An 18,467-nucleotide genomic window follows, 5' to 3' on the forward strand; every position below is an offset into this window, starting at 1 on the left:
GGCTTGTTTCCATCGCATTCGATCCCGTTCGATCGCATCCGGTCGCGAGACGGGTAGCCGACCCGGAGAGCGAAGCCCCTACCACGAGAGCGAGGTGTGTCACCAGTCATGACGCTGCAAGGGGCGCACATTGCCACAAAGGGGCGTGGGCCGTCGGACGTGCCGACTACATTCGTGGAGACGGTGGACGCACGCTGGACAGGGACGGACCGGTGAGAGCCTGTTCACAGGCTCCGGAGGGGGGCCGTATGGCGAAGAAGGACGCACCGCCCCGCTGGGACCGCAAGATGCAGCAGCGGCTCGCGCGGGGCGAGGCGGCCGCCCTCGGCGAGCTCTACGACCGGTTCGCCTCGCTCGTGCACGGACTCGCGCACACCGTACTGGGCGACGAACGCGCCGCCGACCGCGTCACCCGCGAGGTCTTCACCCATGTCTGGGAGCACCCCGACACCTACGACCCCCGGCAGGGCCCGCTGCGCTCCTGGGTCGCCGCCCTGACCCACCGCCTGGCCGTGCAGCGCCTGCGTGCCGCCGAGACCGCCGCGCTGGTGCGGGCCGGGCAGGGCTCGACGGAGGAGCTGGAGCGCAAGGTGCGCCACGCCTCGGTCGCCGCCCGCGCCGACTACATCGTCCAGTCCATGCCCGCCCCGCTGCGGGCCGCGCTGGAGCTGGCCTACTTCCAGCGCCGCGACTACCGCCAGACCGCGGCCGACCTCGGCGTCACCGAGGAGGAGGCCCGCCGTCGGCTGCGCCTGGGCCTGCAACTGCTGTCCACGGCCCACGACGCCGGGACCGGGCCCGGGGCACCACCGGAGTACGGGGGTGCCGCATGACCGGGGCCGAACCGTACGAACCCGACGACCCGCACGAGGAGGAGAACGGCCCCGCGGACAGCGCCCGCGGAGCTGACGGCATGAACAGCGGCGACGGCGACGACCAGCACCCCATCCCCGAGCCCGGCCCCGGCAGGCCGCCCCGCATACCGCTCCCCCGGCTCTCCGTCGAGGACACCGGGCGTCCGCTGCCCGACCTGGCGGACGCACCGGTGCCCGTCCTGGAGCACCGGGTCCTGAAGTCGCTGCTCGGCGCCTGGGCGCTGGCGGCCTGCTCACCGGAGGAGACGGCCGCCGTCGAGGAGCACCTGGGTGACTGCGGCGGCTGCGCGGACGAGGCGGTGCGGCTGCGCGAGGCCGTCGGCCTGCTGCACCCCGCGGAGAGCCTCGACCTGGACCCGTCGCTGCGCGCCCGCGTCCTGAGGGGCTGCCTGGAGCGGCGCCCGCCGCGCGTCCCGGTGCCCGAGTGGGCCGCGCCCTACGACGCCGAGACCGCACGGCTGGACGCCCTGCTGCAGGACTTCGGGGACGCCGAGTGGCACGCGCCCGTGCGGCTGCGGTGGTTCCGCAAGGACGAGCCGACGAGCCGCCGTACGACCGTCGCCGGGGTGATCGCCCATCTGCTGACCGTCGACGGGATGGTGGCGGCGGCACTCGGCCTGCCCGACCCGCTGGGCGACGTGAGCGCCGACCGGCCGACCCCGTCCGCGCGGACGGAGGCGTACTGGCGGGCCTCGCACTTCCCGCCGACCCGCGCCGTGCGCGCGCCCTGGCGGGAGCAGGCCCACGACCTGGTCCGCACGGTCTCCTTCACGGGCGGCGGCACCGGCGCGCTGTCCGTGCCGTACGGCGACTTCGCGCTGCCGCTGCGGGACGCCATGCTGGACCGGGCGTTCGAGTGCTGGGTGCACGCCGAGGACATCGCCGAGGCGGTGGACTACCCCTACGAGCCGCCGTCCGGCAGCGATCTGCACCACATGGTGGACCTGGCGGCGCGCCTGCTGCCGAGCGTGCTGTCGGCCCGGCGTCAGGCCGGGCTGGCCGCACCGGCGCCCGCGGGCCGACGCCGGCTCGTGCCGGCCGGGGAGCCCGGCCGGAGCCTGCGCCTGGAGATCGAGGGGGCGGGCGGCGGCGAGTGGCTGATCCCGCTCGACTCCCCGGCCGCCGTGGGCTCCGCCGAGCACGAGGTGGCCCATGTCGCCCTGGACGGCGCCGAGTTCTGCCGGCTGGCGGCGGGCCATGTGCCGCCCGCGGAGGCGGCGGCCGGACAGGTCGGCGACCGCGAGGCGATCAGGGACGTGCTCTTCGCGGCGGCGAGCCTGAGCCGGATGTAGCCGTCAGGCGAAGACGACCGTCCGGCGCCCGTTCAGGAGGATCCTGCGCTCGGCGTGCCACTTCACGGCCCGCGCCAGCGCCTGGCACTCCACGTCCCGGCCGACCGCGACGAGCTGGTCCGGCGTGACGTCGTGCCCGACCCGCTCGACCTCCTGCTCGATGATCGGTCCCTCGTCGAGGTCGGCGGTGACGTAGTGCGCGGTCGCCCCGATGAGCTTCACACCGCGCGCGTGCGCCTGGTGGTAGGGCTTGGCGCCCTTGAAGCTCGGCAGGAACGAGTGGTGGATGTTGATGATCCGCCCGCTCAGCTGCTTGCACAGGTCGTCCGAGAGGACCTGCATGTAGCGGGCGAGCACGACCAGCTCCACGCCCTCCTCGCGCACGATCTCCAGCAGCCGCGCCTCGGCCTCGGCCTTGTTGTCCCTGCTCACCGGGATGTGGTGGAAGGGGATGTCGTACGACCCCACCAGCTCGGCGAAGTCGGTGTGGTTGGACACCACGGCGGTGATCTCCACCGGGAGCGCGCCGATCCGGGCCCGGAACAGCAGGTCGTTCAGGCAGTGCCCGAACCGGCTCACCATCAGCAGGACCCGCATCCTGTCCTCGGCGCGGTTGATCTGCCACTCCATGTGGAAGGAGTCGCCGATCGCCGCGAAGCTCGCGCGCAGCTTCTCCACCGTGACGGGGGCGTCCGCCGAGAAGTGGACGCGCATGAAGAACAGGCCCGTGTCGTGGTCACCGAACTGCTGGCTGTCCTCGATGTTGCAGCCGGTCATGAAGAGGTAGCTCGACACGGCGTGCACGATGCCCTGCTTGTCGGGGCAGGACAGCGTGAGGACGTACTGGTCGGCGGGGACCGCGGCTCCGGTGGACTGCTCGTTCATGCAGCACAGGGTCCCATACGACGGGTGCCGCGCGGGCGGCCGTCCCGCTACGCGGACCGCGTCATGATGCGCAGCACCTCGAGGGTGCGCGGCGGCGCGTCCGGGTCCTCCCCGTCGGCCATCGCCATCCGCACGTGCGCGTCCCGTGCCGCCCGCACCGCCTCGGGCCAGCCCTGGTGCTCGACGTACGCGGAGACCGGGGCGTCCGGGCCGACCTGGTGCATGATCCGCAGCACGCGCAGCACGGCGGTGTCGACGAGGGCCGCCTCCTGGGAGTCCCGGAAGATCGTGCCGACGTACTTCTCGGCGGACCAGTTGTCCAGCCAGGTGTCCTCGACGAGGCGGTACACGGCGTCGGTGACGTCGCCGTAGCCGTCCACGCCTGCCAGCCAGACGTCCCGCTGGAACACCGGATCGGAGAGCATGTGCAGCGCGGAGCGCACATTGCTGCGCCAGCGCCACCACGGCATGTCGTTGAGTGGCATGCCGCCCATGGTGGAGGAGCGACGGCCGCGACGGGAAGAGCTATCCGAACCTTGCACGGTCATCGATCGTACGTTCCCCCTCACAGGCGCCTCACCGGCCCCCGCAATTCACCTCGACGTCACCGGATGATAACCGAGGGTCACGCTTGGGTTAGCGGTGTGACGGAAGTGTGTGGGGGCATGAGCGGAGCGCGACGTACCCGTGGCCACCTCCTTCCCGCCGGCCCTGCCCGGGCCGCGACGGCTCTGGCGGCGTGCGCCGCGCTCGCCGCCGGCTGCGGGGTCGTCCCCGGCACCGCCGGGGGCTCCGGGGAGGACCCGGTCACCGTGATGACCTGGGCGCCGGAGGGCACCAACGCGACCAACAAGCCCGGCATGCCCGCGCTCGCGCAGGCGTACGCCCGCTGGGTCAACGACGAGGGCGGGCTGGGGGGCCGTCCGCTGCGGGTACTGACCTGCAACGACCACAACGACAGCGTGTCGGCGGCACAGTGCGCCGAGCGCGCCGTCGAGGAGGACGCCGTGGCGGTCGTCGGCTCCTACAGTCAGTACGGCGACACCTTCCTGCCCACCCTGGAGGGCGCCGGCATCCCCTACATCGGCGGGTACGGCGTCACGGGCGCCGAGTTCACCAGCCCGCTGTCCTACCCGGTCAACGGCGGCCAGCCCACCCTCCTCGCGGGCCTCGGCCGCGAACTGGCCCGCGACTGCGGCCCGGTGTCCCTGGTGCGCCCCGACAACATCGCGGGCGACGAACTGCCCCCGCTGCTCGACGCGGGCCTGCGCGCGGGGGGCCACCCGTCCTCGGCGGACCAGCCGGCCCGCGAGGACGCCACCGAGTACGGGGGCCCGTCGACGCGCGCGCTGGAGCACGCCGGCACCGGCGCGGCGGACCCCGGCTGCGTGGTGCCCGCCCTCGGCGACCGCACCAGCACCTTCATGGACTCCTTCCGGCGCGCCCGCCAGGAGTACCGCCCGGTGCGCACGGCGACCGTGCTCGGCGGCGTCGACCAGACCGTGATCGACGCGACCGGCGGAGGGCCGGTGTACGACGGCGCGTACGTCACCGGCTGGTACCCGGTCGCGGCGGATCCGCGCTGGAAGCCGCTGAAGAAGGTGATCGCCTCGTACGCCTTCGGTGACAACCGCATCGACCCCGCGGACGCCGGGGTGCAGACCACGTGGATCGCCTACACGGTGTTCCGCGAGGTGGTGGAGTCCCTCGGCGACGGCGAGATCGACTCCGACAGCGTGCGCAGGGCCCTCGACGGGGGTCTGCGGGTCTCCACGGGCGGTCTCACACCGCCCCTGCGGTGGCCCTTCCAGGGCGTGCTGGCCGCCGTCGGCCGCCCCCGGCTGGTCAACGGCGAGGTGACGTTCCAGGTCGTCCGGGACGGCCGGCTGGTGGCCGCCCGCAAGGGTGCCGTCGATGTGACGGACATCCTGCGCGACGCCCGCCCGCACTGAGCGGGCGTCCCGCTCACAGCTGGGTCGGCTGGCGCTGCGTCAGGCCGTACTCGCGGGCGATCGCGTTCCACAGCTGGGCGGCGGTCTTCTTCTGCTGGCTCGCCGTACCGCTGTCGCGGTTGCCGGCCTGGGTCCGGTCGGTGGCCCGGGCCTGGCCCTTCTTGCACAGCTTCTTGTTGCCGGCGACCTGGTCCGCCCAGGCCGCGTAGTGGTTGTCGGCGGACGCCGACGCCTGCCACGCCCGGTTCAGGGCGGCCGTCAGCCGGGCGTGGTCGGGAAGCCGGTCGACCTTCAGCTTGGCCAGGTCGGAGACCAGCCGGTTGCGCTGCCCGGCGGCGTCCCGCAGGTCCTGCGCGGCCTGCGGGAGGTTCCCGCAGGACTTCACGTCGGCCACGGCCTTGATCACCGCGCTGCGGCTGTCGCCGCTGTCGGCCAGCAGCTTGTCCAGGGCGACCGCCTGCTGCTCCGCCGGGTCGGCGGACGGGGAGGCGGACTCCTCGGCCGCGGGGGCCGTGGCCGAGACGGGCTGGTTCGCGTCGGCCGGGTCGTCGTCGCCGCCCCCGCCGGCGAGCAGCGCGCCCGCGCCGATGCCGAGGGCGACGATCCCGACGCCCACGGCCGCGATCAGGGGTACGCGCGAGCGCCGGCGGCCGCCGTGCCCGCCGTCGTCGTGCGGGCCGGGCCGGCGGGGCGGCGGGTACGCGCCCTGGTGCGGGCCCTGCGGCTGCCGCTGGTACGGCGGCAGGTGCTGGGTGGCCGGGGCGGGGCCGGGGCCCTCGCTGCGGAAGAGGTTGTCGAAGTCCGCGTGCGGCTGCCGCTCCTGGGACCCGCCCGGCTGGGCGGCCACGGGCGGCAGGAACTGGGTGGGGTCGGCGTCCGAGGCCGCCGGCATCGGTCCGGCCCCGTGCCGGGCCCGGCCCAGCGCATGGGTGCTCTCCCCGGGCGTCTCGGGCGGCAGGGCGCCCGGGCCGACCGGCGGGATCACCTGGGTCGCGCCCTCGTCGGCCGCCGGGACCGGCGGTATGAAGCGGGTGGCCTGCTCGTCCGGGTGCGCGGCGACCGGGGGTATGTACTGGGTCGCCCCCTCGTCGGCCGGGGGCATCGGGGCGCCGTACCCGCCGGTGGCGGGCGGCATGGGCGCGCTCCCGCCGTAGGCCCCCTCGCCCGCGGGCGGCATGGGCGCCGGGGCGCCGGGCTGCCCGTACGGCTGCTGCTGGGCGTCCTGCCCGTAGGGCTGCTGCTGGGCGTCCTGCCCGTACGGCTGCTGCGGCGCCTGGTACTGCTGCTGGTCCTGGCCACCCCACGACTGGCCGCCCTGCGGCGCGCCCCAGGACTGGCCCTGCGCGGCGGGCGGGGCCGGTGTGTGCTGCTCGGGTCCCCAGGGGGTGCCCCAGGACGGGCCGCCGGGCGGGGCCGAGGGCGGCGGGGCGGCCGGGGGTGTCGCCGGACGGCCGACGGGGCCGCCCGTCATCCCCGGAAGCAGCGGCTCCCCACCGTCGGAGGGCAGCACGATGCCTTCGCGCGCGGGCCGCGCCGAGGGCTCCTCGCCCTGTCCACTCTGCGTCACCGGGACTCCTACGAATGGGGGACCTTGTGAATCGTCGCCTCACGCTACCGGCTCCGCCGACGACGGTGCCACGCAGCCCGGTGCGTGACCGGCGCCCCTGTGACCGCCGTTACAGTCCCGGCCCCTCGTCCGCCCGGCAAGTCCCCCTGTGCCACCCGCGCAGCGCGTCTCCCTTCCTTTCACGTTCCCTTCACCCGGGGCCGCCCCAGGCGTCAGGCGGCCGCCTGGAGATCGATCCTCTCCCCGAAGTCCCTGACCACGGGCTCGTCCCGGTACGGCTCGAGGCGCTGCTGGAAGTCATCCAGGTACTCGGCGCCCCGGTTGGAGCGCAGGGTCTCCAGCAGCTCCACGGCCTTCAGGCCGGTGTGGCAGGCCTGTTCGATCTCCCGCTGCTGCACCTGGGCTGTGGCGAGAAGCACATATCCGATGGCCCGGCGACGCGCCTTCGTCTCCGGCAGCCCCGCCAGCGACTCCTGCGCGCACCGCGCCGCCGCCTCCGCCTGGCCGAGGTCGCGGTGGCAGTGCGCCAACTCGTCCGCGAGGTACGCCTCGTCGAAGTGCCGGATCCACGCCGGGTCGTCACCGGAGGCCGGATCCGCCGCCTCCAGCGCGGCGACCGCCCGCCCGGACGACAGCTGGGCGGCGCGCGCGTCGCCCATCAGCGCGTGCCCGCGCGCCTCCGCCGCGTGGAACATCGCATCGGCCCGCGGTGTCACCCGCCCCCGTGCGCCCTCCTGCGCGGCCCGCGCCAACTGGGCGATCTCCCGGGGGTTCCCGAGCTGGGCGGCGAGGTGGCTCATCGAGGCGGCCAGTACGTACCCGCCGTACCCCCGGTCCCCGGCCGCCTGCGCGAGGCGCAGCGCCTGGATGTAGTAGCGCTGGGCGAGGCCCGGTTGCCCGGTGTCCACGGCCATGTAGCCGGCGAGCTCCGTCAGCCGCGCGACGGCGGCGAACAGTTCACGTCCGACCGCCTCCCGGTACGACCCGGCCAGCAGCCCGGAGACGACGCTGTTGAGGTAGTGCACGACGACCGGCCGCACATGCCCGCTGCCGTACTGGTGGTCCAGGTCCACCAGCGCCTGGGTCATCGCGCGCACCGCCGCCACGTCGGCCGGGCCCACCCGCGGCCCGGCCGACCGCGCGACCTGCGCGTCGGGCGCCGAGATCAGCCAGTCCCGGCTGGGCTCGACGAGCGCGGAGGCGGCGACGGACGAGCCGGACAGGAAGTCCCGCCGGCCGACGTCGCTGCGCCACAGCTCACACACCTGCTCGATGGCCCCGAGCACGGTCGGGGAGAACTGGAGTCCCACGCCGGAGGCGAGGTTCTTGCCGTTGGCCATGCCGATCTCGTCGATGGTGACGGTACGGCCCAGCTTGCGGCCGAGCGCCTCGGCGATGATGGCGGGCGCCCGGCCCCGCGGCTGCTGTCCGCGCAGCCAGCGGGCCACGGACGTCTTGTCGTAGCGCAGGTCGAGGCCGTGTTCGGCGCCGCACATGTTGACCCGGCGGGCCAGCCCGGCGTTCGAGCAGCCCGCTTCCTGGATGAGCGCCTGGAGCCGTTCGTTCGGCTGCCGTGCGACGAGAGGCCTTGCGGCCATGGCGTACCCCCTGTGACTACGGTGCCTGCCCGCGCACCGAGTTGACGTCCCTGTCACGGCCGGGTCCCGGCCCGGGGGCACTGGCTGCGCCCCGGCGGTTCCCGGCCGTGAAGATCAATGCCCCGTCCGTATACGGAAAATGCGAGGCTTGTGAGGATTGCCGGGGTTACGGCCGGAGCCGGCCCCCCTGGGGGTTACCCCGCGCCGGCCGGGGATCCTCCCGCGCGCCCCCACCCGTGCACCCATGCGCCCCGGGCACGGTCGCAGTGCTCCTCCCCCGCGCGCGCGAGAGCCGTAACCCCGGGTGGGTGCGGGAGTTGTGCTGAGCGTGGAAGAGACGATCCCGGCCACCGAAGCCGCACAGATTCCGAAGCAGCGCGGGGATTCGCTGTTGGAGACCGCCGTCCGTTACGCCGAGGAGCGTCACTGGGACGTGTTTCCGGGGACCTGGCTGGAGGCCGTCGACGGCGTGCCGTACTGCTCCTGCGGCGACGCGGTGTGCCCGGCGCCGGGCGCGCACCCCGCGCGCCCCGACTGGGCGACGCAGGCGACGGGCAGCGCCACGGTCGCGCGCCGCCTGTGGCAGAAGCAGCCGGCCGCGTCGATCCTGCTGCCCACGGGGAGGACCTTCGACGCGCTGTCCGTCCCGGAGACGGCCGGCTTCCTGGCGCTGGCCCGCATGGAGCGGATGGAGCTGACGCTGGGCCCGGTGACGCTGGCGCCGGACCGCCGGATGCACTTCTTCGTGCTGCCGGGCGCCGCCGTGAAACTGCCCGACCTGGTGCGCCGGCTGGGCTGGTCGGTGGGCTCGCTGGACCTGGTCGCCCTGGGCGGGGGGGCCTGGGTCGCCGCCCCGCCCACCCGGTTCGGGTCCCGGGGCGCCGTGCAGTGGGCGTGCCGGCCCACCCCCGCCAACCGCTGGCTGCCGGACGCCGAGGAACTGATCTCGCCGCTCGCGTACGCGTGCGGCCGCGACCGGTAGTCCCACGGCTTCCACCCGGCCCGTAGGGTTCCCCGCATGACGTCAGCAGCCGTACGCGTTCACGGGCTCTGGAAGCGGTTCGGGCAGCAGGTCGCCGTGGCCGGGATCGATCTGGCGCTGCCCGCGGGGAAGTTCATCGGGCTCGTCGGCCCCAACGGAGCCGGCAAGACCACCACGCTGTCCATGGTGACGGGGCTGCTCAGGCCCGACCAGGGGTCCGTGGAGGTGGTCGGGCGCGACGTGTGGCGCGACCCGGCGGAGGTCAAGGCGCGCATCGGTGTGCTGCCCGAGGGGCTGCGGCTCTTCGAGCGGCTGTCCGGGCGGGAACTGCTCGGCTACACGGGGCGGCTGCGCGGGCTCCCCGGGGCGGAGGTCGACAAGCGGGCCACGCAGCTCCTCGACGTCCTCGACCTCGCCGGGGCGCAGCACAAGCTGGTGGTCGACTACTCGACGGGCATGCGCAAGAAGATCGGGCTCGCCGCGGCCCTGCTGCACAACCCCGAAGTGCTGTTCCTGGACGAGCCGTTCGAGGGTGTCGACCCGGTGTCCGCCCAGACCATCCGGGGGGTGCTGGAACGCTTCACCGCCTCCGGCGCCACGGTCGTCTTCTCCTCACATGTGATGGAGCTCGTCGAGTCGCTGTGCGACTGGGTCGCCGTCATGGCGGCCGGGCGCATCCGCGCCCACGGGCCCCTCGCCGAGGTGCGCGGCGAGGCGCCCTCGCTGCAGCAGGCGTTCCTCGAACTGGTCGGCGCGCACGGCCGGGACGCCGGGTCCGACCTCGACTGGCTGGGCGGCGGGTCCCGATGAGCACCGACGTGACCGGGGTCTTCGTACGGCTGAAGCTGTCGCTGCTGCGCAACGGGCTGCGCCAGTCCGGGGGCCGGCGGGCCGCCTGGATCGCCTCGGCGGTCGTGGCCCTGCTGTTCGCCGCGCTGCAGTTGCTCGGCCTGATCCTGCTGCGGGGCACCGCGCACGCCGACGCCCTGGTCGTGCTGCTGGTCGCGGTGCTCGCGCTGGGCTGGGCGGTGATGCCGGTGTTCTTCCCCGGCGGCGACGAGACCCTCGACCCGACGCGGCTGGTGATGCTGCCGCTGCGGCCCCGGCCGCTGGTGCGGGCGCTGCTGGTGGCCTCCCTGGTGGGCATCGGGCCCGTGTTCACGCTGTGTCTGCTGACCGGGTCGGTGATCGCGGTGGCGCGGGGCGCGGCCGCGTACGTCGTCGGTGTCGTCGGCGTGGTGCTGGCCCTGCTGGTGTGCGTGGCGCTGGCGCGCGCGGTCGCCGCCGCCAACATCCGGCTGCTGACCAGCCGCAAGGGCCGCGATCTGGCCGTGCTGAGCGGGCTGGTCGTCGCGATCGGGGCGCAGGTCGTCAACTTCGCCGCCCAGCGCCTCGGTTCGGCGGGGCTCGGGCGGCTCGACCCGCTCGCGGACGTGTTGCGCTGGGTGCCGCCGGGGTCCGCGATCGGGGCCGTGCGGTCCGTGAGCGAGGGCTCCTACGGCGCCGCCGCGCTGCAACTGGGCCTGTGCGTGCTCGCGTTGGCCGGGCTGATCGCCCTCTGGACGCGGCATCTGACCCGGCTGATGACCGCGCCCGACGGTTCGACGCTCCAGGCGGCCGGCGAGAGCGCCGTACGGGAGAAGGGCGCGCGCGGCCCGGCCCGGCTGCTTCCCGCGGGGCGCACCGGCACCGTCATGGAGCGCAGCCTGCGCTATGTCTGGCGGGACCCGAAGACCAAGGCGGCCTGGGTGACGTCGCTGGCCATCGGCCTGATCGTGCCGGTCTTCAACGCCGTCCAGGGCACCGGGTCGATCTACTTCGCCTGCTTCGCCGCCGGGATGCTCGGCATCCAGATGTACAACCAGTTCGGGCAGGACACCTCCGCGTTCTGGATGGTCGCGATGACGATCTCCTCGCCGCGGGACGCGTATGTGGAGCTGCGCGGCCGGGCGCTGGCCCTGCTGCTGATCACCCTGCCGTACGCCACGCTCGTCACCGTGGTGACGACGGCCCTCATCGGGGACTGGCGCAGTCTGCCGGAGGTGCTGGGGCTGTCCTTGGCGCTGCTCGGCGCGATGCTGGCGACCGGCGCCTGGACGTCGGCCCGCTTCCCGTACTCGATCCCGCAGGAGGGGCACAAGAACGTCGCCCCCGGCCAGGCGGGCCTCGCCTGGATCTCGATCTTCGGCGGCATGGTCGCGGCGGCCCTGCTGTGCGCCCCGGTGATCGCGGTGACGATCTGGCTGCGGGTCAGTGAGGGCGGCGAGGCGTGGACCTGGCTGCTGTTGCCCGCCGGGGCGGCCTACGGGGCGGCGATCACGCTGCTGGGCCTGCGCCTCGCGGCACCCCGGACGGCGGCACGCCTCCCGGAGATCCTCACCGCGGTCAGCAAGGGCTGAGGGAGCGGGCCGGGCTCACCGGCGCCAGGGGATGCCGGACGCGGACGCCGGAGCCCGGCATGCCCGAGGAGAGACCTTCTAGGCCCACACGGCGTCCAAGAACGGCTCCACGGCCCTGCGCCAGCCCTCCGGCTGGTCGTAGTGGACGAGGTGGCCCGCGTCCGCGACCTCCGCGTACTGCCCGCGCGGAAGGACGCGGACCATCTCCTGGGCCTCGGCCCGTCCCAGCTCGCCGTCGAGTCCGCGCACGACCAGCGCCGGGCACCTGACTTGCGCCAGTTCCTCCCAGTGCGCGTCGTACACCCAGGTCTCGCGGGTGCGCAGCATCTGCTCCGGGTCGAAGACCGGACGCCAGCCGTCCTCGCACTCGTGCATGACCTCGGCGTAGAACTCGCCGCGGGCGGGGTTGGGGCGCTCGACCCACGGGTCGTCCTCGCCGAACCACTTGCGTACGTCGGCGAGCGTGGCGAAGGGCACCGGCCAGGCCTTGAACCACTCCGCCCACTCGCGCTGCGAGGCCGCGCCGAGCGCGGAGGCCCGCATGTCGCAGATGACCACGCCGCTCACCAGGTCGGGGCGGCGCGCGGCGAGCTGCCACGCGGTCAGGGCGCCCATGGCGTGGCCGACGAGGACGGCCCGGCTCAGGCCGAGCTGTTCGAGGGCCGCCTCGGCGTCGTCGACGTACGCCTCACGGGTGTACGCGGCCCCGGCGGGCTTGTCGCTGCGGCCGTGGCCCCGCTGGTCGAGGGCGATCGCGCGGTGCCGCTCGGAGAGCCAGCGGGCGGTGGAGGCCCAGTGGGAGGCGCGGCCCATCAGGCCGTGCAATAAGAGCACTCCGGGGGTGTCCCTGGGTCCGGGATGAGGATCGGACTTCGGGGGGTCGCCGAACTCCCAGGCCGCGAGACGTACGCCGTCCGTCCCGGTCACGTCGATGCGCCGCGCCATTGGTCCTGGCACCCCCTAGCTCCACTCGGACCGCTCGCGTGGGCCGGTCCTGTGCTCCGCGTCCGCCTGCTGTGTCTGTGCCTGCCGTATCCGCCGTGACCCGTCCGAGCACCGCCCCGCCGCCCGCGTCCGCCGCGGCGACGACTCCCTCGCGAACGATGTGCATGTCGTGTGCTTCCGACGTGATCTTATGCGCACATCTCTGCAGCGCACGGCCCGCCCGACCTGTCACCGCAGACTATCGAACTCTTATTCGAAAATGCGGTTCTCGCGGACAACACCCCACGTTCGGGTGACCCCTTGTCACGATTGATCGCCTTCGTCGGGGGGAGACCTTCATCGGGAGGCGGACCGCTCGGGGAAAACGGTCCGAGGGGGATGACCCTGGGAGCTCGGGGCTCCGGGTCAGCAGGGGAGGACAGGCCCCGGCGCCACACGGCGCCGGGGCCCTCTCCACGGCGACGGCACATCTCCTCCCGCCCCTTCCCCGGCCGGACGCGGCGGCGCCGGGTCACGGCCAAGAGCTCTCAGGTCGCATGCCTCAGCCGACAGCCTCGCACGCGCGCGGGCCCCGCGCTGCGATTCGGAGCACTGGATCTTGCCGGACGGCCGGATCCGGGGAGCAGCACGACTCCCCCTCGCACAGAGCCGCTTCGGGGCCGCACCCCGCGGGGCACGGCCGGGCTCAGCGCTTCGCGACGAACACGTGGGAGGCGACCTCCGAGTCCAGCTCGGCCGCCTCACCGCTGCTGCCGACCAGGACACCGCCCGCCGACTCGGTCACGCTCACCACCGAACCGGGCTGCACACCCGCCCGGCGCAGCGTGTACATCAGCTGCGCGTCGGTCTGGATCGGCTCGCCGATCCGGCGCACGACCACCGTCTTGCCCTCGGCGCCCGGGTCCAGGTCGGCCAGCGAGACCATGCCCTCGTCCAGGAAGGGGTCGGCGCCGTCCTTCTCGCCCAGCTCCTCCAGGCCCGGGATGGGGTTGCCGTACGGCGACTCGGTGGGGTGGCGCAGCAGCTCCAGCACCCGCCGCTCCACGGCCTCGCTCATCACGTGCTCCCAGCGGCACGCCTCGGCGTGCACCTGCTCCCACTCCAGGCCGATCACGTCGACCAGCAGACACTCGGCCAGGCGGTGCTTGCGCATGACACGGGTGGCCAGCCGGCGCCCCTCGTCGGTGAGCTCCAGATGCCGGTCGGTGGCGACGGACACCAGGCCGTCCCGCTCCATCCGCGCCACGGTCTGGCTCACGGTCGGCCCGCTCTGGTCCAGCCGCTCGGCGATCCGGGCGCGCATGGGGACCACACCTTCCTCCTCCAGCTCGAGGATGGTGCGGAGATACATCTCCGTGGTGTCGATCAGTCCGGACATACGTGCCCCTCGATTAGCTCTGCGATGAGATCAGCCGGAAGCGAGACAGCTCCGCGGCGCGTGCGCTGGCCCTGACTCAATTCTGCCGGATGGCGCTGACAACCGTGCCGCGCCACCGAAACCGGGACACCGCCCGGCCCGCGCGGGGCCGGGCCACCACGCCGGCACCCCGTATTGACACCGCACTGGTCCAGACCGCACGGTGATCCGCGACACACCCCGACGCACCACCCGGCACCCCGGAGGGCCCCGCATGAGCGACAGCACGCCGGCCGAGCAGTTCTTCGACGCCGCGATCGGCCTGCTCCAGCGGGCCCGCGCCGAGGAGGCGGAGGCCGTCGAGGCGGCCGGCACCCTGCTCGCGGACACGGTCGCCGGCGGGGGGCGGCTGTTCGCCTTCGGCGCCGGGCACTCCTCCCTGGCCGCCCAGGACGTCGTCTACCGCGCGGGCGGCCTGGCCCTGATGAACCTGCTCGCGGTGCCGGGCGCCGTGGGCGTGGACGTCGTGCCCGCCACGCTGGGCTCCGCCCTCGAACGCGTCGACGGGCTCGCGACCGCCGTCCTGGACAGCTCGCCGCTGCGCGCGGGCGACGCGCTCGTGGTCGTCTCGCTGTCCGGGCGCAACGCGCTGCCGGTGGAGATGGCCCGGCACGCGCGCTCCCTCGGGGTGCGGGTCATCGGCGTGACGTCGGTGGCGTACGCCGCGCAGACGACGTCCCGGCACGCCTCGGGCACCTTCCTCAAGGACCACTGCGACGTCGTCCTCGACTCGAAGATCGCGATCGGCGACGCGGAGCTGACCCTCGACACCATCCCGGCGCCCTTCGCCCCGGCGTCCACGGTCGTCACCTCGGCGCTCCTGCAGGCCGTCATGGCGACCACCGCGGCCTCGCTGGCCGCCCGGGGCATCGAGGTCCCGCTGCTGCGCTCGGGCAACGTGGACGGCGGCCACGAGTGGAACCGCCGGATCTTCGAGGAGTACGGCGACCGGATCTTCTACCGGCACTGACCGGGAGCGGGCACCCCCTACGGGGTGTCCGCCGGTCCCGCCAGGTCCAGCGCGGAGGCGATGCGCACCGCCACGTCCTCCGCGTACACCGCGTCGCTCCGCTCGAAGGCGGTGCGGCCGGCGCCGCGCAGGAACGTCACGACGCCCAGCGTCCGGCCCCGGCTGCGCAGCACCGCGCACAGGGCGTACACCGCGTCCGCCGGCCACTGCCGGCTCACGGCCCAGGCACGCGCCCGCTCGGGCGGCACGTCGCCGGCGGCCGCACGGACCGACCCGGCCCGTGCCACGCACTGCAGCGCCGGGTGGCCCTCGCCGTAGCGCACGGGGAGACCGGCCTCCCCGCCGAGCCGGGAGGGGCCCGGGGCGCCGGACGGCGTGACCGCGACCCGGACCAGCCGGACCGGGCCCGCGGCCTCCGCGTCGCGCACCGCGCCGCCCGCGACCCGGTCGATCAGGGCGTGGTCGGCGAAGCCCGCCAGCGCGAAGTCCAGATGGACGGTCGCCGCCTCGGCGGGGTCCTCGCACTCCGCCGCGGCCCGCGCCGCCCGGTGCAGCTGGTTGGTCCGGAACCGCAGCAGCGCCGCCTCCTGCTCGGTCTGCTTGGCCTGGGTGACGTCCTGGAAGAACCAGCCGACGCCGAGCGGCACCGGCTCCTCCGCGAGCGGCGAGGCGAGGCGGACGAATCCGCACCGCCAGCAGCGGCGCCGGTCGCCCTCCGGGGTGCGCACGCTGACCCAGATCTCGGCCGGGGCGGGGGGCGCACCCTCCGCCAGCACATGGGTGAGCGCGCTCTCCAGTTCCTCCACGCCCTGGGCGAGCAGGTCGCCGAGCGGCCGGCCGAGCACGGAGGTGCGGCCGATGCCGAGGGCGCGGGCCGCGTGGGCGTTCACGACGGCGGGACGCAGGTCGGCGTCGACGAGCACCACGCCCCAGGACGCGTCATCGAGGAGCGCCTCGCTGAGCGCGATGGACCGCTCCAGGTCGATCTGGGTGTGCACCTCGCTGAAGGCGCAGTACACCCCGGCGGGCTCGCCGTCCGGGCCGCGCACGGCGGCCGACTGGGTGCGCACGAGGACCCGGCCGCCGTCCTTCGTCAGCAGCGCGAACTCGTGCACCTGGCGGCCGGGCGCCCGCATCGCGGACATCAGCCGGGCCTCGACCTCCTCGGCGTCCGCCGGGCGCACCGCCCAGCCGGCGAAGCCGCGCCGGCCGACGGCCTCGGCGGCGGTCCAGCCGAGGATGCGCTCCGCCTCGCGGTTCCAGTGGGTCAGGACCCCGTCCGCGTCGAAGGCGCACAGGGCCGCGTCCATCCCGTCGAGCAGGGCGGCCAGCAGATCGGACCCGCCCGCCGGACCCTCGGCACCGGCCGACGACTCGTCCGGACCGTCCCGCTCGGGTTCGTCCGGTCCCAGCTCGTCGGTGGTCCCACTACGCCGGGAAGCACTCACCTGGACCCCCTGCCAAGCCGCGCCCGTCGGTAGGGCGCGCCGGTTCACTCACTCACCCTCATCTAACTGGAACGTGACTCAGCCCACACCGGGTTCCCGCAAGATTGAAGGAATCGTTGCACCGGCCGTCCCCGGCTCCTCCAGCCGCAGGTCCACCCATTCCCCGGCGGTCCCGTCCAGCACATAGCGGTCGGTCTCGACGAAGCCCCGGGCCCGCGCGAACCGCAGCCCGTCCTCGTTGACGGCGAGCACACACGTCTCGACGGCCCGGGCGCCCAGCGCCCGCGCGTCGGCGAGCCCGTCCGCGTACAGGGCCGTGCCGTACCCGCGGCCCCGGTGGCCGGGCAGCACGCGCGCGATGACGGTCGCGACCGCGTCCTCACCCTGGGGCGGACGCACGGTCGAGCAGCCGACGAGGACGTCGCCCTCGTACGCGTTGCGCAGGCGGTACCGCCCGGCGCGCTCGCGCACCTCGTCGAGGCTCAGGGCGGCGGGCGGCACGATGACGTTGTGGACGTGGCGCCACTCCTGGAGCGCCCTCTCGCCGTCCACCGGCACGATCCGCGGCTCAGGCACCCGCCCCACTCCCCTTGCGGGCGCAGACCTCGATCTCGATGCGCATCCGCGGGTCGGCGAGCCCGCACACCATCATCGTCGCCGCCGGGCGCACCTCGCCGAAGTACCGGCGCAGCACCGGCCAGCAGGGCTCGAAGTCGTCCCGGTCGGGCAGCAGGTAGCGCACCCGCACCACGTCGGCGAAGGACGCCCCCGCCTCCTCCAAGGCCGCCCCCACGTTGCGCAGGCACTGCTCGGCCTGCTCCACCACGTCCTCGGAGATGGTCATCGTCGTGTAGTCGAACCCGGTCGTGCCCGACACGTGCACCCGGTCGCCGTCGACCACCGCACGCGCGTACCCGATCTGCTCCTCGAACGGCGACCCGCTCAGGATCGCCGCCCGCTCCCCGCCTCGCTCCGTCATACGCAGAACGCTAGGTGAGGGGCCTCGCCCCCGTCCAAGAAAAAAAGGGGTTGAGCGAGGCGGGTGCGGTTCTTAGGGTGGGCTGTACTTCGGAAAGGAGGTGGTTCGGCAGATGTATGCATACCGGACGGAAGAGGTGGCTGCGGGCTAGCGGCCCGTCATCCCACCACGTGCGGTGCCGGACCAGCGTGTGAGCCTTGCACGCAGCCGGCCAATTCCACGCAGTCACCCGACCCGCGAGCTCGCCGGTACGTCCGGCCGGCTCCCCCGCCCCGGCGGAGGGACCTGAGCTCGCGGGTCGCTGCGTTCCCGGGCCGTCCCGGGCGGCTCACGGACTGAGCCGCTCCACCCGCCAGCCTCCGTCGGGCTCGGCCACGTACCGCAGCCGGTCGTGCAGCCGGTTCTGCCGGCCCTGCCAGAACTCCACCGTGCTCGGCGCGACCCGGAAGCCGCCCCAGTGCGGCGGCACCGGCACCCGTTCCGCGCCCTCGGGATAGCGGGCGGCGAGCTCCGCGTACGACGCGTCGAGCTCGGCGCGGGAGGCGATGACGGACGACTGGGCGCTGGCCCAGGCGCCGAGCTGGGAGCCGTGCGGCCGGGTGCGGAAGTAGGCGGCCGTCTCGTCGCGGCCGGTGCGCCGTGCCACGCCCGTCACGATGACCTGGCGCGCCATCGGATGCCAGGGGAACAGCAGCGAGACGTACGGATTCTCGGCGAGGTCGCGGGCCTTGCGGGAGTCGTAGTTGGTGTAGAAGACGAAGCCCCGCTCGTCGAACTGCTTCAGCAGCACGGTGCGCGAGCTGGGCCGGCCCTCGCCGTCGGCCGTGGAGACGATCATGGCGTTCGGTTCGAAGAGGTGGGCCTGCGCCGCGGCCTGCCGGAACCAGCGCGCGAACTGTTCCACCGGGCCGTCGGCCAGGTCGTGCTCGGCGAGGCCCTCGGCCCGGTAGTGCTTGCGCATCGCGGCCGGGTCGAAGTCGGGCGCGACGGGTTCGAGGGAGGCGTCTGGGTCGGTCACGCGGTCATCCTGCCGTATGAGGGACGCGGCACCGGGGACGGCCGCCCCCGGATCCCCTCATGGCACTGAGTGCCGCGAGGCCTCCCCAAAAGTGGCACTCAGGGATATCGTTCGGGGAAGCGGCCCGGGTTGGATGAGCG

Annotated in this window: 17 protein-coding genes; 7 read left to right on the top strand and 10 right to left on the bottom strand. The window is 74.2% G+C overall.

Annotation, left to right across the window (positions count from 1 at the left end; translation table 11 throughout):
- Nucleotides 1-248: 248 nt before the first annotated feature.
- Together ABZ899_RS06170 and ABZ899_RS06175 are read left to right on the top strand one after the other, a co-directional pair.
- Entirely contained in the window at nucleotides 249-833 is a 585-nt protein-coding gene (locus tag ABZ899_RS06170) for a sigma-70 family RNA polymerase sigma factor (protein WP_361341395.1), read from the top strand.
- An 80-nt stretch (nucleotides 834-913) separates the two neighbouring features.
- Nucleotides 914-2,167 carry a maleylpyruvate isomerase N-terminal domain-containing protein gene (locus ABZ899_RS06175; protein ID WP_361341582.1) on the top strand — a complete coding sequence of 418 codons (1,254 nt, stop codon included), beginning with the start codon at nucleotides 914-916 and terminating at the stop codon, nucleotides 2,165-2,167.
- Nucleotides 2,168-2,170: 3 nt separating this feature from the next.
- On the opposite strand, the gene purU is transcribed toward ABZ899_RS06175, so the two are convergent.
- The gene (purU, locus tag ABZ899_RS06180) at nucleotides 2,171-3,052 is read right to left on the bottom strand and encodes a formyltetrahydrofolate deformylase (RefSeq protein ID WP_361341397.1); all 882 of its coding nucleotides are present in this window, start codon (nucleotides 3,050-3,052) and stop codon (nucleotides 2,171-2,173) included.
- A 47-nt stretch (nucleotides 3,053-3,099) separates the two neighbouring features.
- Nucleotides 3,100-3,600, bottom strand: coding sequence for a hypothetical protein (locus ABZ899_RS06185; protein WP_361341399.1), 501 nt, complete (start codon nucleotides 3,598-3,600; stop codon nucleotides 3,100-3,102).
- Between the two features lie 117 nt (nucleotides 3,601-3,717).
- Here ABZ899_RS06185 and ABZ899_RS06190 point away from each other — a divergent pair, with 117 nt between their 5' ends.
- Nucleotides 3,718-5,004, top strand: coding sequence for an ABC transporter substrate-binding protein (locus ABZ899_RS06190; RefSeq protein WP_361341401.1), 1,287 nt, complete (start codon nucleotides 3,718-3,720; stop codon nucleotides 5,002-5,004).
- A 13-nt stretch (nucleotides 5,005-5,017) separates the two neighbouring features.
- Here ABZ899_RS06190 and ABZ899_RS06195 read toward each other — a convergent pair whose 3' ends face one another.
- Complete coding sequence (locus tag ABZ899_RS06195) at nucleotides 5,018-6,571, bottom strand: hypothetical protein (RefSeq protein WP_361341404.1); 1,554 nt, start codon at nucleotides 6,569-6,571, stop codon at nucleotides 5,018-5,020.
- Nucleotides 6,572-6,783: 212 nt separating this feature from the next.
- Complete coding sequence (locus ABZ899_RS06200) at nucleotides 6,784-8,169, bottom strand: transcriptional regulator (protein WP_361341407.1); 1,386 nt, start codon at nucleotides 8,167-8,169, stop codon at nucleotides 6,784-6,786.
- A 319-nt stretch (nucleotides 8,170-8,488) separates the two neighbouring features.
- On the opposite strand from ABZ899_RS06200, the gene ABZ899_RS06205 reads away from it, so the two are divergent.
- Genes ABZ899_RS06205 through ABZ899_RS06215 form a run of 3 tightly spaced genes read left to right on the top strand, consistent with a single transcriptional unit; the run spans nucleotide 8,489 to nucleotide 11,550 of the window.
- Entirely contained in the window at nucleotides 8,489-9,151 is a 663-nt protein-coding gene (locus tag ABZ899_RS06205) for a bifunctional DNA primase/polymerase (RefSeq protein ID WP_361341409.1), read from the top strand.
- Between the two features lie 36 nt (nucleotides 9,152-9,187).
- Nucleotides 9,188-9,961, top strand: a complete 774-nt coding sequence (locus tag ABZ899_RS06210) for an ABC transporter ATP-binding protein (RefSeq protein ID WP_361341412.1) — start codon at nucleotides 9,188-9,190, stop codon at nucleotides 9,959-9,961.
- Nucleotides 9,958-11,550, top strand: coding sequence for a transporter (locus tag ABZ899_RS06215; protein WP_361341415.1), 1,593 nt, complete (start codon nucleotides 9,958-9,960; stop codon nucleotides 11,548-11,550). Before ABZ899_RS06210 ends, ABZ899_RS06215 begins: the two co-directional genes overlap by 4 nt.
- 78 nt (nucleotides 11,551-11,628) lie before the next feature.
- Here ABZ899_RS06215 and ABZ899_RS06220 read toward each other — a convergent pair whose 3' ends face one another.
- Entirely contained in the window at nucleotides 11,629-12,495 is an 867-nt protein-coding gene (locus tag ABZ899_RS06220) for an alpha/beta hydrolase (RefSeq protein ID WP_361341418.1), read from the bottom strand.
- 685 nt (nucleotides 12,496-13,180) lie between these two features.
- Nucleotides 13,181-13,873 (bottom strand): metal-dependent transcriptional regulator, encoded by a 693-nt coding sequence (locus tag ABZ899_RS06225; protein WP_361341420.1) that lies wholly within the window; start codon nucleotides 13,871-13,873, stop codon nucleotides 13,181-13,183.
- 253 nt (nucleotides 13,874-14,126) lie between these two features.
- Here ABZ899_RS06225 and ABZ899_RS06230 point away from each other — a divergent pair, with 253 nt between their 5' ends.
- Complete coding sequence (locus tag ABZ899_RS06230) at nucleotides 14,127-14,882, top strand: SIS domain-containing protein (RefSeq protein ID WP_361341423.1); 756 nt, start codon at nucleotides 14,127-14,129, stop codon at nucleotides 14,880-14,882.
- 17 nt (nucleotides 14,883-14,899) lie between these two features.
- Here the strand turns inward: ABZ899_RS06230 and ABZ899_RS06235 are convergent, their stop codons facing one another.
- The 4 genes from ABZ899_RS06235 to pdxH form a co-directional block, all read right to left on the bottom strand.
- Nucleotides 14,900-16,330 (bottom strand): PAS domain-containing protein, encoded by a 1,431-nt coding sequence (locus ABZ899_RS06235; protein ID WP_361341425.1) that lies wholly within the window; start codon nucleotides 16,328-16,330, stop codon nucleotides 14,900-14,902.
- A 78-nt stretch (nucleotides 16,331-16,408) separates the two neighbouring features.
- Nucleotides 16,409-16,906 carry a GNAT family N-acetyltransferase gene (locus ABZ899_RS06240; protein WP_361341428.1) on the bottom strand — a complete coding sequence of 166 codons (498 nt, stop codon included), beginning with the start codon at nucleotides 16,904-16,906 and terminating at the stop codon, nucleotides 16,409-16,411.
- Nucleotides 16,899-17,309 carry a RidA family protein gene (locus ABZ899_RS06245; RefSeq protein WP_361341429.1) on the bottom strand — a complete coding sequence of 137 codons (411 nt, stop codon included), beginning with the start codon at nucleotides 17,307-17,309 and terminating at the stop codon, nucleotides 16,899-16,901. Before ABZ899_RS06245 ends, ABZ899_RS06240 begins: the two co-directional genes overlap by 8 nt.
- A gap of 328 nt (nucleotides 17,310-17,637) precedes the next feature.
- Nucleotides 17,638-18,270, bottom strand: a complete 633-nt coding sequence (pdxH, locus tag ABZ899_RS06250; RefSeq protein ID WP_361341585.1) for a pyridoxamine 5'-phosphate oxidase — start codon at nucleotides 18,268-18,270, stop codon at nucleotides 17,638-17,640.
- Between the last annotated feature and the right edge of the window lie 197 nt (nucleotides 18,271-18,467).

This window comes from Streptomyces sp. NPDC046859, from assembly GCF_040645135.1.
GTDB lineage: Bacteria > Actinomycetota > Actinomycetes > Streptomycetales > Streptomycetaceae > Streptomyces.

Bases quoted from the DNA above. Each gene is read 5' to 3' on its own strand.
- ABZ899_RS06170 (WP_361341395.1), top strand. From the start codon at position 249: ATGGCGAAGAAGGACGCACCGCCCCGCTGGGACCGCAAGATGCAGCAG.
- ABZ899_RS06175 (WP_361341582.1), top strand. From the start codon at position 914: ATGAACAGCGGCGACGGCGACGACCAGCACCCCATCCCCGAGCCCGGC.
- purU (WP_361341397.1), bottom strand. From the start codon at position 3,052: ATGAACGAGCAGTCCACCGGAGCCGCGGTCCCCGCCGACCAGTACGTC.
- ABZ899_RS06185 (WP_361341399.1), bottom strand. From the start codon at position 3,600: ATGACCGTGCAAGGTTCGGATAGCTCTTCCCGTCGCGGCCGTCGCTCC.
- ABZ899_RS06190 (WP_361341401.1), top strand. From the start codon at position 3,718: ATGAGCGGAGCGCGACGTACCCGTGGCCACCTCCTTCCCGCCGGCCCT.
- ABZ899_RS06200 (WP_361341407.1), bottom strand. From the start codon at position 8,169: ATGGCCGCAAGGCCTCTCGTCGCACGGCAGCCGAACGAACGGCTCCAG.
- ABZ899_RS06210 (WP_361341412.1), top strand. From the start codon at position 9,188: ATGACGTCAGCAGCCGTACGCGTTCACGGGCTCTGGAAGCGGTTCGGG.
- ABZ899_RS06215 (WP_361341415.1), top strand. From the start codon at position 9,958: ATGAGCACCGACGTGACCGGGGTCTTCGTACGGCTGAAGCTGTCGCTG.
- ABZ899_RS06220 (WP_361341418.1), bottom strand. From the start codon at position 12,495: ATGGCGCGGCGCATCGACGTGACCGGGACGGACGGCGTACGTCTCGCG.
- ABZ899_RS06225 (WP_361341420.1), bottom strand. From the start codon at position 13,873: ATGTCCGGACTGATCGACACCACGGAGATGTATCTCCGCACCATCCTC.
- ABZ899_RS06230 (WP_361341423.1), top strand. From the start codon at position 14,127: ATGAGCGACAGCACGCCGGCCGAGCAGTTCTTCGACGCCGCGATCGGC.
- ABZ899_RS06245 (WP_361341429.1), bottom strand. From the start codon at position 17,309: ATGACGGAGCGAGGCGGGGAGCGGGCGGCGATCCTGAGCGGGTCGCCG.
- pdxH (WP_361341585.1), bottom strand. From the start codon at position 18,270: ATGCGCAAGCACTACCGGGCCGAGGGCCTCGCCGAGCACGACCTGGCC.